Genomic DNA, 14,119 nt, shown 5'->3' on the forward strand with positions numbered 1-14,119 from the left:
CCCGACTTTTGGCGGGAGCGGTTGCTTCCGCCAAATTCCTGAACCCTGCCTTCGTTTTGTCTCTTGTTCAGGTTGTAAATCTGAATTAGCCATATCTACGTATAACGACAACTCGATCTTCGTCTTATGGTGTGGATAGTGGCTGTGGTGATAAAAAAGGCAGTATAAGAGAGCCTCCTTGCCAGACATCTTGATACTTGGCAAGGTAGTTAGGCAGTGCCCCTTTTTTGCAGGCGCAAAAAGACTCAGCCTATTGACGTCATCAAGGGGCTGTACGGAATGCCGGCTTAGTGGCTGGCGCTAGTCCTTTTAGGCGTTTGCGGCTACCGCGGTGACTTGAGCGGTTTCAGGTTCATGCTCCGCCTGCTGCTCAAGCTTGTCCTGCGGAACGATATTGACCGCATGAGTGCCCTTATCGCTCGGCTGCTTTTCGAAGCTGACGCTTTGACCCGCTTTCAGTGTCTTATAACCTTCCATCTGGATGGAAGAAAAGTGCGCGAAGAGGTCTTCGCTGCAACCGTCTTCAATGATGAAGCCGTAGCCCTTGGCATTGTTGAACCATTTCACTTTACCTTGAGGCATTTTCCACTCCCTTGTTTCATCGTTTTTATAAGCAAAACGCTGCAAGTCATGTCCTCGGGATATTTAATTGTTATATAACGATATTAATCCCGTACCAACAGCGCCCACTGGCTACTTTTGACTAATCTTCATACATAGTCAAGATGCGTGAATGGTGGTTCGCAGGTGTTGCAGGGCGCTATGATAGAAGTAGCTTGAAGGCCGGCAAATGAATCGGGAAGCTTGGGGTTGTGACATGTGCCTATGGTCATCCGCAAGCCTTGAATTCAGTGTCCGGAGTAACCATTTGACACATTTGGATTCACCAATCCGGTGAGAAACATGCTTAAACTGGAAAATAGTCTACTAATATTGAATCAAGGAGGTGATCACGAAGGGGAGCGCGAAGACGGCGTCGCACTGGAGTCGGCGAAACCCGCGCTTAAGCGTCCATCGATGTATCGGGTTGTCATGATGAATGACGACTATACGCCAATGGATTTCGTGGTTGACGTATTGATGAAGTTTTTTGGCATGGATGAAGAGAAGGCCACGCAGGTGATGCTGATCGTACATACGCAGGGTAAGGCAGTCTGTGGGGTTTACACGAGGGATATTGCAGAAACCAAGGCAGCACAGGTGAATCAATATTCCTCTGAGTGTGAACATCCGCTACTCTGCGAGATAGAACGTGCCGACTGATAGATATCGGGGTGACCAATGTTGAGCAAAGACCTCGAAATGACGCTGAATGCAGCGTTCAAGAATGCGCGGGACAAACGTCATGAATTCATGACCGTCGAACACCTTTTGCTGGCGTTACTGGATAACGATTCGGCAATCAAGGTGTTGCGTGCCTGTGGCGCCGATTTGGGGCGGCTACGGGAGGAGCTGACGGAGTTTGTCGATTCCACCACACCATTGATTCCCAATAACGACGCCGAACGCGAAACCCAACCTACGTTGGGCTTCCAGCGTGTTCTGCAGCGTGCCGTTTTCCATGTCCAGTCTTCCGGCAAGAAGGAGGTCACGGGTGCCAATGTGCTCGTCGCCATCTTCAGTGAGCAGGAAAGCCAGGCAGTTTATGCGCTGAAGAAACAGAACGTCGCCCGTATCGATATCGTCAACTTCATCTCCCACGGCATCAGCAAAGTGCCTGGACACGATGGTCAGGAAGGTGATGAAGGCGTACAGGGGCAGGAAGAGGGTAGCGAAGAGGGTGGCGTGGGCAACCCCCTGGAATCCTATGCCACCAACCTGAACGAACAAGCCCGTCGCGGCCGGATCGATCCACTGATCGGTCGGGAGCGGGAGGTCGAGCGTGTGGTCCAGATACTGGTCCGCCGCCGCAAGAACAATCCGCTGCTGGTCGGTGAGGCCGGTGTCGGCAAAACCGCAATTGCCGAGGGGCTGGCGAAGCAGATCGTCGATAAGCAGGTGCCCGAAATCATCGCGGATGCCGTCGTATATTCGCTGGACCTGGGCGCGCTCCTGGCTGGTACCAAATATCGCGGTGACTTCGAGAAGCGGTTCAAGGCGCTGTTGGCGGAACTGAAAAAACAGAAGCATGCGATTCTGTTCATCGATGAAATTCACACGATCATCGGCGCGGGATCAGCTTCTGGTGGGGTTATGGATGCTTCGAACCTACTCAAACCGTTGTTGAGTTCGGGTGAGATCCGCTGCATCGGCTCGACGACCTTCTCCGAATTCCGGGGTATTTTCGAGAAAGACAGTGCCTTGGCACGCCGCTTTCAGAAGATCGATGTCAACGAGCCCAGCGTCGATGACACGTATCAGATCCTGCGTGGCTTAAAGAGTCATTTTGAGAAACACCATGATCTGAAATACACCGACAAGGCGTTGCGCTCCGCAGCCGAGCTGGCGGCTCGTTATATCACGGACCGTCATTTGCCCGATAAAGCGATCGACGTGATTGATGAGGCTGGCGCTCGTCAGCGTCTTGTGCCCGCGAACAAGCGCAAGAAGGTGATTGGTGTTTCAGCGATCGAGGATGTCGTAGCGACCATCGCGCGGATTCCGCCGAAGAATGTTTCGTCGACGGATAAGGATCTGCTGCGCAAGTTGGAGCGGGATCTCAAGATGGTGGTGTTCGGGCAGGATCGAGCCATCGAGTCGCTGTCGACGGCGATCAAGCTGGCGCGTGCAGGCTTGAAGTCGCCTGAGAAGCCGGAGGGTGCCTTCCTGTTCGCGGGTCCCACCGGTGTCGGTAAGACTGAAGTGACCCGCCAGTTGGCGAAGATCCTGGGTATCGAGTTGGTACGCTTCGATATGTCGGAGTACATGGAGCGTCATACGGTATCGCGTCTGATCGGTGCCCCTCCGGGGTATGTCGGCTTTGACCAGGGCGGTTTGCTGACGGAATCGATCAACAAGCATCCGCATTGCGTGTTGCTGCTGGATGAGATCGAGAAGGCCCACCCGGAAGTGTTCAACCTGCTGCTGCAGGTGATGGACCACGGGACCCTGACCGATAACAACGGTCGTAAAGCGGATTTCCGTCATGTCATCATCGTAATGACAACGAACGCCGGAGCTGAAAGTCTGGCGCGACGTTCAATCGGCTTCCAGGAGCAGGATAACAGTACGGATGCCATGGAGGTGATCACCAAGATGTTCACGCCAGAGTTCCGTAACCGGTTGGATGGCATCATTCAGTTCTCCGCGCTCAATCGGGATACCATCACCCATGTGGTGGACAAATTCCTCGTTGAGCTGCAGGCGCAGTTGGATGAGAAACGTGTGGTTCTGCACGTGGATGAGGCGGCCAAACGCTGGCTGGCCGAGCATGGCTACGACGACAAGATGGGCGCTCGCCCGATGGCGCGCCTGATCCAGGAGAAGATCAAGAAGCCTATGGCGGAGGAAATTCTCTTTGGACGACTCGCGGATAATGGGGGTGAGGTTTCTATTACCCTCAAGGGCGACGAACTCGAGTTTGAGTTCGAGGCGGAGCCTGCTGAAGCGGTCTAAGTTGATGTAGTCGCTCGTTTAAAAGGCGCGGTCCTGAAAGGGGCTGCGCCTTTTTTATAGGCGTTGTTGTGAATAAGGCGCTGTGAGGTATGGCTTATGGGCCATAGCGAAACTCCTACGGCATGCGTAATGGCCTTCAGTTACTCGTCTGGCCCCCTAAAAAAAGGATCGTCGCGGATTAGCGTGAAAAGCCGTAGGGCGCAATAACCGAAGGGCATTGCGCCGAATGAGACGCCACTCGGTGTAACAACACCCCATGACTGACCAACGGCGATACTACACCCGGAAGCTAAACTCGGAGTTTGCCTGCTGCCATGCGGCGCAATGCCCTTCGGTTATTGCGCCCTACCGATGGAGCAAGCGCTAACCTCCAGGTATGACAAAGGGGTATCGGGGCAGCGACTTCTCTTTGAAATCAAAGCCGCTTTTCCCGGTAAAGTGCGATGAACCTAAAAAATGGGGCTGACGGGTAATCAGCTGACCACTCGTTGAGAGCAAAGAGTGGTCAGTTTATATTCCATGAACCAGCTGTCGGAGCTACTTCCTCTGGATCGAGATCACTTTCTCGACAGCTGGTGTGATTAGGTTAACCATCTGTAGCGCCATAAAATTGCTGATATGATGATTGTCCTTGAATAGAATTTGTCCTTTTTTAATACTCACACAAGTTTCTTTGTCGCAAAAATAGTTTTCTAAAGACAAAATGTGCGCTCCCCATCGCTTGCCAATTGCCTCATAGAAAGGAGAGAGTTGCTTGTCATATTCCTTTCGACTTATGGTTTCGCCGTCATAAGGTATGCCTAGCATTGCGTTATGGATATATTGGTCTGGTACTCTTCTGTTGAAGCGCGGCGGCTGAGCCATTATCAAAAATTTAGTGTTATTGGTTGTAAGTTTTTCGAAGGTGCTATTTGCGGCAGCAGAAAAATCTATTTCAGACTTTGAGGGATTTCTATAGAAATTTGATTTATTGCTTTCGATTACGCCCCAATCTAAATAGTTGTCAAATGCGCCGAATAAAATAATTAAATCGTAATGATTTTTAAGTATGTAGTGAAAAACCATATTGTTCACGCGAACGCACGACTGTCTCCAATCGTTTCTCCTAATATCAATTATAGGTGGGCATCCCGTAGTGTTTGCGAAGTCAATTTTGTACTTTGAAGCTAATTCTGAAAATCCGGTCATTGCAGCGCTGCCGTGGCTATCTCCCCAAACGAAGATCTTCTTGCTGGGGTTGGAACCATAGGGGATTTTTAAACTACAAATATGAAGCTTTCCGGTATTTCTGGTCCTATCAGTGCAATCTCTTCTTATTTCTGGATGAATAGCTTTCTCATATTTTGCAACGACTGCACCGGTAGGGTCAGAATAAAAGGCATTTCCATAAATAATTCCACCCGTTGATAGTAGCGCTACTGCTGCAAAGGCGGGAATGAAAATTTTTTTGAACTGAGTATTTGATATGATCTCTTTTTTTCTAAATGGCGTTTCAATGTATTTGTATGATAGCCATGAAAATATAAAGGTAGCGCTCAGGATAAGTAAAGTTTTTGGCCAGGCGTTTGTGCTGTAAATCCAATTACTAAAAACAATGATTGGCCAGTGCCAGAGATAGAGCGAGTACGAAATAATTCCAATAAAAGTAAGGAGCTTTGACTTAAGTAATAAATTAACAACGCTTCGCTCGTTCGAAGAAAACATTATAAGTGAAGCCCCGATAACCGGGAATAAGGCGTTGTATGAAGGAAATTTTGTGTTGCTATTAAATGCGAATATTGGGATTGCGATTAAGGCCATCCCTACTTCTTTTAAGTATGGAAGAGATCTATAGCGAGATTGAGGGTAGTAATGAATGTAAATCGCAGCTATCCCTCCAATGCAGAGTTCATAAAATCTGGGTGGAAGCAAATAAAATGCAGCAAAAGATCTATATGATGGCGTGTAGTGTATGGCTAAGTATATTGAGAATAGTGAGACAATAATAAATATTAGAAGCTGGGCTAGCTTTTCCCTGAATAAAGTTAGCGTAATCAGCATGAAAAGTGGAAAAGCAAGATAATATTGCTCCTCAATGCTCAGACTCCAAGTGTGAAGGAAGGGGTTTAAGCTAAGATCAGAGCTGAAGTAGCCGCCTTGTTTCCAAAAATAGATGTTGGATACAAATGTCAAAGATGATAATGCCGCTTTAGACACACTTTGATAATAAGGTGGCGGATATATGAAGAAAAAGGTTAAGAGTGTTGTTAAATATATAATTAATGCCGCTGGAGCCAGTCGTCGGAATCGTCTTGCATAGAAGTCTTTAAAAGAAAAGGTGGATGTGTTCATTTTTTTTATTATGATTGAGGTTATCAAGAATCCGCTAATGGCAAAGAAAACATCTACCCCTATAAATCCTCCAGAGAAAGCTGATAAATGCATATGGAAAAATATAACGGGAATTATTGCTAAAGCGCGTAGGCCATCAATATCTTTTCTGTATTCTATATCCACTTTTTGAACCATCCTTGATAATGGACTCAGTTGTATTTAAATTTTGCAATTTTTTTCGATTGCATGAGGGATATAAATTAAATTTATTTATGCAACCTTCATGGTTCAATTTTGTAGTGAATTTTAGATGAAAATGTGTTTGAAGGGAATTTTTGATCTTGGTAGGGGGCAGAAAGCAGGTTATCAATTGATTTTATCGTTGTTGCTTCGAGCCCTTTCCTCGTAATGAGAGTCTCTTTTGTTGTGGGGGTTGTACAAAAAACGCTCAATATATGTTTGTGGGGCTGTGTTGTGTTCAAACAATTAGATTTATGTGCCCTGGTAAGCGCCTTTCTCGTGGCGTGCTAGGTGAGAAGATTTCTCAGTAGGTCTGCGTCGATGATTGCGTCATAGCGCACGTAATGAAGGTTGGGCGCAAGTAATCAAGAGCATGGCGCTGAGTGGAAGAACCTACTTTTCCCGCTAAAGTTGTTCCAGATGCACATGTGTGGCGAGCTGCGCACAGCAAGCCACACTCTTCGACGACACGTGTGTACGATCTGCGAAAATTCGTTTTCATCGTTACTGTGTTCGAACAACTTCCTGCAAGACCGTTTGGCGACGGATGCATTTACAATATTTTGAGGTGCTCACCGTGACGAAACGATATTAATTCTCGGTCTTCCGTTTTTTTGTTTAAGTCAATAAGTTACTTTGTGATCATGAATGTATCATTAGTCAGCGAAGTAACCAGAACCGGGCGCCGCCAGGGTGAGGGATTCGGATCAGCGGGCGCGGTAGACGATGCGACCCTTGCTCAGGTCGTAGGGAGTCAGCTCAACTTTGACTTTATCTCCGGTCAGGATGCGGATGTAGTTTTTGCGCATTTTGCCGGAAATGTGTGCCGTCACAACGTGACCGTTGCTCAGTTCAACACGGAACATGGTGTTGGGAAGGGTATCGATAACAGTCCCTTCCATTTCGATGACATCAGTCTTCGCCATTCAGTATAAACCCCAGTTGCGATCAATCTGTAATAAGCCGGTGATGCACAAAAGCCTGCTCAGCGGGGATTTTGCACCGCCTGAACATGACCGGCCGGAAAGTGGCAGCAATTCTGCCTGAATTATCGGCAATTGGCAAAAGCCGTAAGTGTCTTAGTGCGGTAGAGGCAATCCGTTAAGGTCTAATCGAGGGGAAGATCCTGCCAGTGACCGTCTGAAAGCATTTCCAGTGGCTGGAAATGGTCCTTATAGCTCATCTTGCGACAGTCCTTAATCCAGTAGCCCAAGTATACGTAGGGCAATTCCCGTCGACGTGTTTCTTCGATTTGCCAGAGGATAGCCAGTGTGCCAAGTCCCCTGGGGGTGGATGATGGCTCAAACAACGTATAGATCGCGGAGAGGCCGTCGTCCAGGGCGTCAACGACGCCCAGGCCGATCAGTCGCCCATGTTCCCGCATTTCCAGATAAAACCCATCGACACCACCTTCTACCAGAAAGGAAGAAAACTGCTCCCGGCTCGGTGGATACATATCGCCATCCGAATGGCGCTGATTGATATAGTTCTCGTAAAGCCGGTAATACTCTTCGGTATAGCGCGCAGGGACTGGGCGTAACTCAAGGTCGCTGTTCTGGCGCAGGTTACGTCGCTGCGATCTATCTGGCCGAAAGCGGTCTACCGGTATTCGGACGGGAATGCAGGCGTTGCAGGATTCGCAGTGTGGACGATAGTAATGCGAGCCGCTGCGCCGGAAGCCGAGGGCCGTCAGTTGACTGTACAGTCTGCGGTCAACATGCGCTCGAGGGTCCACGAACATGGTGGTGGCGTGCCGATCAGTCAAGTAGCTGCAATGGTGTTCCGGTGTGGCGAAAAATACTAACGTCTTGAGACTGCTCATGGCGCCTCCCGTTCTGACCATTGCCACTCCATTTGCCATAACACATGGTCTGGAGACTGGTCGATGTTCTTTTCCAGTATAGATAAAAATTCGGCGCGGGGAACAAGTCGGGCGCCCAGGGAACGCAAGTGGGCATTCTCCACCTGGCAGTCGATGAGGGCATATTTCCAGGCCTGAAGTTGTCGCACCATATGGGTAAAGGCGACCTTTGAGGCATCGGTTTGCCGGGCAAACATCGACTCGCCAAAGAAGCAGCGCCCCATGGCAACGCCGTAGAGGCCTCCGGCGAGGTTGCCTTCATCGTCCCAGGCTTCGAAGGAGTGAGCCAGGCGGAGCTGGTGCAACCGGGAGTAGGCCATCTTCATGTCCGGCGTAATCCAGGTGCCTTCGCTGCGTGAGTCGGCGCAGGCAGTAACGACTTCATCGAACGCTTTGTCGATAGTGACGTGGTAGCGACCCTGGCGCAGGGTCTTGCGCAGGCTGCGGGAAGTATGCAATTCGTGAGGCAACAGTATGCAGCGGGGATTGGGCGACCACCAGAGTATCGGCTGCTCTTCACTGAACCAGGGGAAAATGCCGGAGCGATAGGCAAGCAGCAGCCTGTCGACGGCTAAGTCGCCGCCGATAGCAAGCAGACCGTCCGGATCCTCCAGGGCGGCATCCGGGGAGGGGAACCAGAGATGGTCGGAGTCCAGCCAGGGTAACGTCGTCATCCCGATATCTGAGCGCGCCTAAGGGACGATGGGCAGCCCTCCCGTATCGGTCCGGAAGGGCCCTGCATCTCATTGTGACTCAAGCGTGGTGATCGAGAAAGCGTTCTGCGTCCAGAGCGGCCATGCAGCCGAAACCGGCAGAGGTGATCGCTTGGCGATACACATGGTCGGCAACGTCTCCGGCAGCGAATACGCCAGGCACGCTGGTTTGCGTCGCCATACCTTCAAGACCTGAACGGATGTTGATGTAGCCGTTGGTCATATCCAGTTGGCCTTCGAAAATATGGGTGTTCGGGTGATGGCCGATGGCAATGAAGGCGCCGGTGACCTCGAGGTCCTGCTTTTCGCCGGTCTGGGTATCAACCAGGCGTACACCGGTTACGCCGCTGTCGTCGCCCAGTACCTCATCCAGCGTGTGGTTCCAGATCAGGCGTACATTACCGCTTTCTGCCTTCTCGAAGAGTTTGTCCTGCATGATTTTTTCGGCACGCAGGGAATCGCGACGATGAACCAGCGTTACCTCAGCGGCAATGTTGGAAAGGTAGAGCGCTTCTTCTACGGCCGTGTTGCCCCCCCCAATGACGGCGACTTTCTGCTTGCGGTAGAAAAAGCCGTCACAGGTGGCGCAGGCGCTGACGCCTTTTCCCTTGAAGGCCTCTTCAGAAGGCAGGCCCAGATATTTGGCGGAGGCGCCTGTGGCGATGATCAGGGCGTCGCAGGTGTATTCGCCGCTATCGCCCTTGAGCCGGAACGGGCGTTGGGACAGGTCGGCTTCGTTGATGGTATCGAAGACCATTTCGGTTTCGAAACGCTCGGCATGTTTCTGCATGCGCTGCATCAGTTCCGGGCCTTGCACGCCGTCGGCATCACCGGGCCAGTTATCGACGTCGGTGGTAGTGGTCAACTGGCCGCCGACCTCGATACCGGTAATCATCATGGGTTTGAGGTTGGCGCGTGCTGCGTAGACCGCAGCGCTGTAACCGGCAGGGCCAGAGCCCAGGATGATGACTTTGGCGTGCTTTTTCGTCGTGCTCATGTGTCCTCTCTCGAAACAGTCGACAGGCTGGAATACGTGGCGTCGGTCCCCCTTTTGCAGGAGCAGGTCGGGGTCAGCTCGGGATGGCGCCAGCCGCCATCCCATTTTGAAGTGGCTAGGTTACCACGATGTCCAGCGTTATCGGATTGAATTGGCCAATATCGATTATTGAGATACTTAATGGGCTAGCTGAGGGCGATAGTCTGTATTTCAACCGTTGCGTGGACCTTTCTACGGGACTCTACAGGACGCTACAGGACCGCGACGTCCTCCAGGATACGTTGGGCACGCAACTGGCCTTTGGGGGACTCGCCTTGGGCCAGCCGGTGCTCGACGATGGCGGGCAACACCATCTGAACGTCATCGGGCAGTACATGGTGGCGGCCACTCATCAGTGCCCAGGCCCTGGCGGCGCGGAGTAATCCAAGGCCGGCCCGGGGAGAGAGCCCGTAGACGACACCGGGCATTTGCCGGGTGTAGCCGAGAATCCGCTGAACATAGTCCAGCAAGGCTTCTGATACGGTAACCCGGTCGACGGCCTGCTGCAGGGTCAGAACGTCTTCGGTGCTTAATTGCGGTTGCAGTCGGGCGGTGAGGTCGCGTCGGTCCTCTCCCTGCAATAGCGCACGCTCCGCCAGACGGTCGGGATATCCCAACTGGAGTCGCATAAGGAAGCGGTCCAGTTGTGACTCCGGGAGCGGGTATGTGCCCCCTTGCTCGAGTGGATTCTGGGTGGCAATCACGAAGAAAGGAATCGGCAGAGGGCGGGTGTGGCCCTCGATAGAGACCTGACGTTCTTCCATCGCTTCCAGCAGCGCGCTCTGGGTGCGCGGTGAGGCTCGGTTAATCTCGTCGGCCAGGACGACCTGGGAGAAGATGGGGCCGGGATGAAAGACCAGGTCATTCGCGTCGCGATCAAAGGTCGAGAAACCGAGCACATCGGCCGGCAACAGGTCGCTGGTGAACTGAATGCGCTGATAGCTCAGGCCCATAATACGGGCAAGGGCATGAGACAGCGTGGTTTTACCCATGCCGGGAATGTCCTCGATCAGCAGGTGACCCCGAGCCAACATGCAGCACAGTGCGAGTCGAACCTGCAGATCCTTGCCCAGAAGCACCTCATTGAGGGCGCCGATGGTGTTCTCGATAAGTCGTTTCACGAAGGATTACCGGGTTCGGCTCAATCGCGCACGCGCTTGAGGATGTCCTGATAAGCGTCGATGCGCCGGTCTCGCAAGTAGGGCCAGATGCGCCGAACACTTTCTGTGCGTTCCCGGTCGAGCTCGACCATGAGAACAGTTTCCGTTACGTCGTCCGCCCGTGCCAGGAATTCACCCTGGGGCCCGGCAATAAAACTGTTACCCCAGAAACGGATGCCGTCGGATTGCCCGGAAGGATCGGGCTCCTGTCCGATACGGTTTGGCGCGATAACCGGGAGATTGTTGGCAACCGCGTGACCGCGCTGAACGGTCACCCAGGCTTCAAGTTGCCGGGCCTTTTCATCATCGGTATCCGCCAGGTCCCAACCGATTGCGGTGGGGTAAATCAGGATTTCGGCGCCGGCGAGAGCCATCAGGCGCGCGGCTTCCGGATACCACTGATCCCAGCAAACCAATACCCCGAGGCGGCCTACCGAGGTGTCGATAGGGCTGAAACCGCTGCGGCCGTCGTTGAACTGGGCATCGCCTGGTGTGAAATAGAATTTCTCATAAAAGCCGGGGTCGTCCGGAATGTGCATTTTCCGATACAGGCCCGCAATGGAGCCATCTCGCTCAAGGACCACAGCGGTATTGTGGTAGACGCCGTTCATACGGCGCTCGAATACGGAACCGACGATGACAATACCCAGTTCCTTCGCCAGAGCCGACAGGTGATCTGTCGTTGGGCCGGGAATGGGTTCCGCGAGTTCGAAAATCGCCGTGTCCTCGGTCTGACAGAAATACTGCGTCGCGTGCAATTCCTGCAGCACAACGAGTTCCGCTCCCTGGCCGGCCGCCTCGCGGACCAGGCGTTCGCTGGTTGCCAGGCTTTCCGCTTTCTGCGTGGAACAGGCCTGCTGGAGGGCGGCCACTTTTAGGGGGGATCGGCTAGTCATGAGGCTCCGACGACTCCACTGGGAATTTGCATGGTCAGGCAGTGCAGGCTGCCGTGTTGTTCGATGATGGCGCGGCAATTGATCGGTACGATCTCATGCTCCGGGAAACACTGTGCCATGACTTCGATCGCCGCGTCATCCTGGGGAACACCATAAACCGGCAGCAGCACGGCACCGTTTACCAGCAGGAAGTTGGCATAGGTCGCGGGCAGTCGGTGTCCATCTTCGGAGTAGATGGCGTCGGGCCAGGGCAGTGGTACCAGTTCATAGGGCTCGCCGTTTCGCTGTCGGAGCGCTTGCAACTCCCGCTCCATGGCATTGAGCTCGTTAAAATGCTCGTCGCCGGCGTCGGTGCAGCGCACGTAACAGATGCGGGAAGGTGTGCAAAACCGCGCCAACGTGTCGATATGGCTGTCGGTGTCGTCTCCGGCCAGGTAGCCATGTTCGAGCCACAGTATGCGGTCGAAGCCGAGAAGGTCGCTCAGCCGTTGTTCAACCTCCGCACGGCTAAGGCCCGGGTTACGGGTGGGGGTCAGCAGGCATTGGGCTGTGGTCAGCAGAGTGCCTTCACCGTCGGACTCGACGGAGCCGCCTTCGAGGACGAAATCCACTGCTTGTAACGGGGTCTGCCCGAACAGCCGGCTGCGCGCAAGATGCGTATTTAACGCGTCGTCCTTCTCGTGGGGAAACTTGCCGCCCCAGGCATTGAAGCGGAAATCGAGCAGACGTGGCTGACCATCGACGATGACGGTAATTGGGCCATGGTCTCGTGCCCAAGTGTCATTAGCCGGCGCCGGCGTGGCGAACACCCGACCGGGCAGCTTGTCGGCGTTGATGTGCTCCTGCAGCGTTTTCTGGATGCGCTCGAGCCGGAAGACGTCTTCGCAACTGACAACGAGATGCTCGCGACGCAGCACTTCGATGGCGATCTCGAAAAACACCGGTTCCACCTGGTCGATAAGGTCGGCCCAGTCTGTCCCCATGTGTGGCCAGGTCAGCATCACCGCGCTTTGCGGTGCCCATTCGGCCGGAAGTACAGGTGTTTGTTGCGTCATCTCGTCTCCTGGGAGAAGGCGGCCGGAACGCTCATGGCCGCCGACCACTGGTCAGACGGGCATTATTTGGCGCTTTGCGGCTGATGGCTCAGCACGGTATGAATAACCCGATCGCCTTCAAAAAAAACCGTAAATTTATCGTAATGCCACTGTGTATAAGAGTAGGGCGCCTTGCCCACAGGACCTTTCTTGGACTTGGGCTCACCGAACTGTTTTAGCACCTTGGCCTGGGTTTCACCCCATTTGGGCCTCGGGATCGACTGATCCTGAGGCGACTGCGACATCAGGGGAACGACGGTCTGCTCAGCCTGCGTCGCGGGCGCGAGCATTAAAGCAAAAGCTGCCCCGGCGAACAATTGGGACAGGGCGGCAACTCGAGGTCGGGACATACTGGATTTCCGCAATGTCGGGCTCTCCACGCGTTCTTTGAGATAGGTTCGCGCCTTTCGTTGAAACCATCGTTTCAGCGGAATGGCGCATTTCAGGGTGAGGGCATACTGAAACAGCCCTTGCCTAGTACTATAGACGCTCCCGCAGCACTTTCCCGCTGAGGAGCTTCAGGAGGCCGGGTCGGGCTGCTGGGATTGACGCTGGCGTGCCTGCCATCGCAGCACGTGGCGTGCGATGCTCTGCCGGTCGTGGTCATCCATCTCAACAAATTCCACATGCACGCGGGAGGTTTCGCCGGGTGCCTGGACAAGGTCGAGTACCCTTGCCTTCATGCGGGGGCGGGCAAGATCCGGCATCAGGGTCAGGCGAAGCGCGATGCCATCGCCGGGCTGCAGGTCCTCCTCGAGCAGCGCGGCGGAAAAGGCCAGGCCGCCTTCGCTCAACGTGACATCGCACCACTGGCTCGGTTGCAACGGATTCTGCTGAAAGGCCATAATGCGCGCCAGTGTGTCGAGCTTTAGATTCAGTGATTTGAAAAGACTGGATATTTGGCGCTCTTTCTCCGCGAGGAGGCTCATCTGGAGGCGAATGTCCTGGTCGAGCCGGCGTACTTCCTGGTAAAGGGGGCCAAGGTGGGCGTCGTTGAAAACGGCATCCAGTGACTGATCGGCATTCGCAAGTACCCGGACTTCCAGCCCGATACGATCTTCAATTCGGTAGAACTGCCGGCGATTGTTGGAAGGTACATTCTCCACGCTGTCGTCCGGTGCCGAAGGTGCGGTTTTCGGGGCACGTTGGTTGCTGGACAGATTCTTATGGCGAGGCATGAAGGCTCCAACTCGGTTGCCCGAAAGGGCAGTTCAGCGTATCCGGGGTGGATGCCATGCCGGTTCCGCCCCT

The 14,119-nt window shown here is 53.4% G+C and carries 13 protein-coding genes; 2 read left to right on the top strand and 11 right to left on the bottom strand.

The window, feature by feature from the left end; translation table 11 throughout:
• Positions 1 to 309: 309 nt before the first annotated feature.
• The gene (gene cspD, locus CLR77_RS20450; RefSeq protein WP_097461183.1) at positions 310 to 582 is read right to left on the bottom strand and encodes a cold shock domain-containing protein CspD; all 273 of its coding nucleotides are present in this window, start codon (positions 580 to 582) and stop codon (positions 310 to 312) included.
• A 321-nt stretch (positions 583 to 903) separates the two neighbouring features.
• Here cspD and clpS point away from each other — a divergent pair, with 321 nt between their 5' ends.
• Both clpS and clpA read left to right on the top strand, forming a co-directional pair.
• Positions 904 to 1,263, top strand: a complete 360-nt coding sequence (clpS, locus tag CLR77_RS13465) for an ATP-dependent Clp protease adapter ClpS (RefSeq protein ID WP_097461184.1) — start codon at positions 904 to 906, stop codon at positions 1,261 to 1,263.
• A gap of 18 nt (positions 1,264 to 1,281) precedes the next feature.
• Positions 1,282 to 3,555 (top strand): ATP-dependent Clp protease ATP-binding subunit ClpA, encoded by a 2,274-nt coding sequence (gene clpA / locus CLR77_RS13470; RefSeq protein ID WP_097461185.1) that lies wholly within the window; start codon positions 1,282 to 1,284, stop codon positions 3,553 to 3,555.
• Between the two features lie 537 nt (positions 3,556 to 4,092).
• Here clpA and CLR77_RS13475 read toward each other — a convergent pair.
• The 10 genes from CLR77_RS13475 to CLR77_RS13520 form a co-directional block, all read right to left on the bottom strand.
• Complete coding sequence (locus tag CLR77_RS13475) at positions 4,093 to 6,051, bottom strand: acyltransferase family protein (protein WP_158227198.1); 1,959 nt, start codon at positions 6,049 to 6,051, stop codon at positions 4,093 to 4,095.
• A gap of 764 nt (positions 6,052 to 6,815) precedes the next feature.
• Positions 6,816 to 7,034, bottom strand: coding sequence for a translation initiation factor IF-1 (infA, locus tag CLR77_RS13480; RefSeq protein WP_097461187.1), 219 nt, complete (start codon positions 7,032 to 7,034; stop codon positions 6,816 to 6,818).
• A gap of 182 nt (positions 7,035 to 7,216) precedes the next feature.
• The gene (locus CLR77_RS13485; RefSeq protein ID WP_097461188.1) at positions 7,217 to 7,930 is read right to left on the bottom strand and encodes an arginyltransferase; all 714 of its coding nucleotides are present in this window, start codon (positions 7,928 to 7,930) and stop codon (positions 7,217 to 7,219) included.
• Positions 7,927 to 8,643 (bottom strand): leucyl/phenylalanyl-tRNA--protein transferase, encoded by a 717-nt coding sequence (gene aat, locus CLR77_RS13490; RefSeq protein WP_097461189.1) that lies wholly within the window; start codon positions 8,641 to 8,643, stop codon positions 7,927 to 7,929. The genes CLR77_RS13485 and aat overlap by 4 nt, the downstream gene beginning before the upstream one ends.
• A gap of 79 nt (positions 8,644 to 8,722) precedes the next feature.
• Positions 8,723 to 9,679 carry a thioredoxin-disulfide reductase gene (gene trxB, locus CLR77_RS13495; RefSeq protein WP_097461190.1) on the bottom strand — a complete coding sequence of 319 codons (957 nt, stop codon included), beginning with the start codon at positions 9,677 to 9,679 and terminating at the stop codon, positions 8,723 to 8,725.
• 251 nt (positions 9,680 to 9,930) lie between these two features.
• Positions 9,931 to 10,839: an AAA family ATPase gene (locus CLR77_RS13500; protein WP_097461191.1), complete on the bottom strand. Its 909-nt coding sequence runs from the start codon at positions 10,837 to 10,839 to the stop codon at positions 9,931 to 9,933.
• Between the two features lie 20 nt (positions 10,840 to 10,859).
• Positions 10,860 to 11,774: a carbon-nitrogen hydrolase gene (locus CLR77_RS13505; RefSeq protein WP_097461192.1), complete on the bottom strand. Its 915-nt coding sequence runs from the start codon at positions 11,772 to 11,774 to the stop codon at positions 10,860 to 10,862.
• Complete coding sequence (locus CLR77_RS13510) at positions 11,771 to 12,829, bottom strand: agmatine deiminase family protein (RefSeq protein ID WP_097461193.1); 1,059 nt, start codon at positions 12,827 to 12,829, stop codon at positions 11,771 to 11,773. The genes CLR77_RS13505 and CLR77_RS13510 overlap by 4 nt, the downstream gene beginning before the upstream one ends.
• Positions 12,830 to 12,891: 62 nt before the next feature.
• Entirely contained in the window at positions 12,892 to 13,218 is a 327-nt protein-coding gene (locus tag CLR77_RS13515; RefSeq protein WP_097461194.1) for a hypothetical protein, read from the bottom strand.
• Between the two features lie 168 nt (positions 13,219 to 13,386).
• The gene (locus CLR77_RS13520) at positions 13,387 to 14,046 is read right to left on the bottom strand and encodes a PilZ domain-containing protein (protein ID WP_097461195.1); all 660 of its coding nucleotides are present in this window, start codon (positions 14,044 to 14,046) and stop codon (positions 13,387 to 13,389) included.
• Positions 14,047 to 14,119: the final 73 nt, after the last annotated feature.

This window comes from Mangrovitalea sediminis, from assembly GCF_002514725.1.
GTDB lineage: Bacteria > Pseudomonadota > Gammaproteobacteria > Pseudomonadales > Oleiphilaceae > Mangrovitalea > Mangrovitalea sediminis.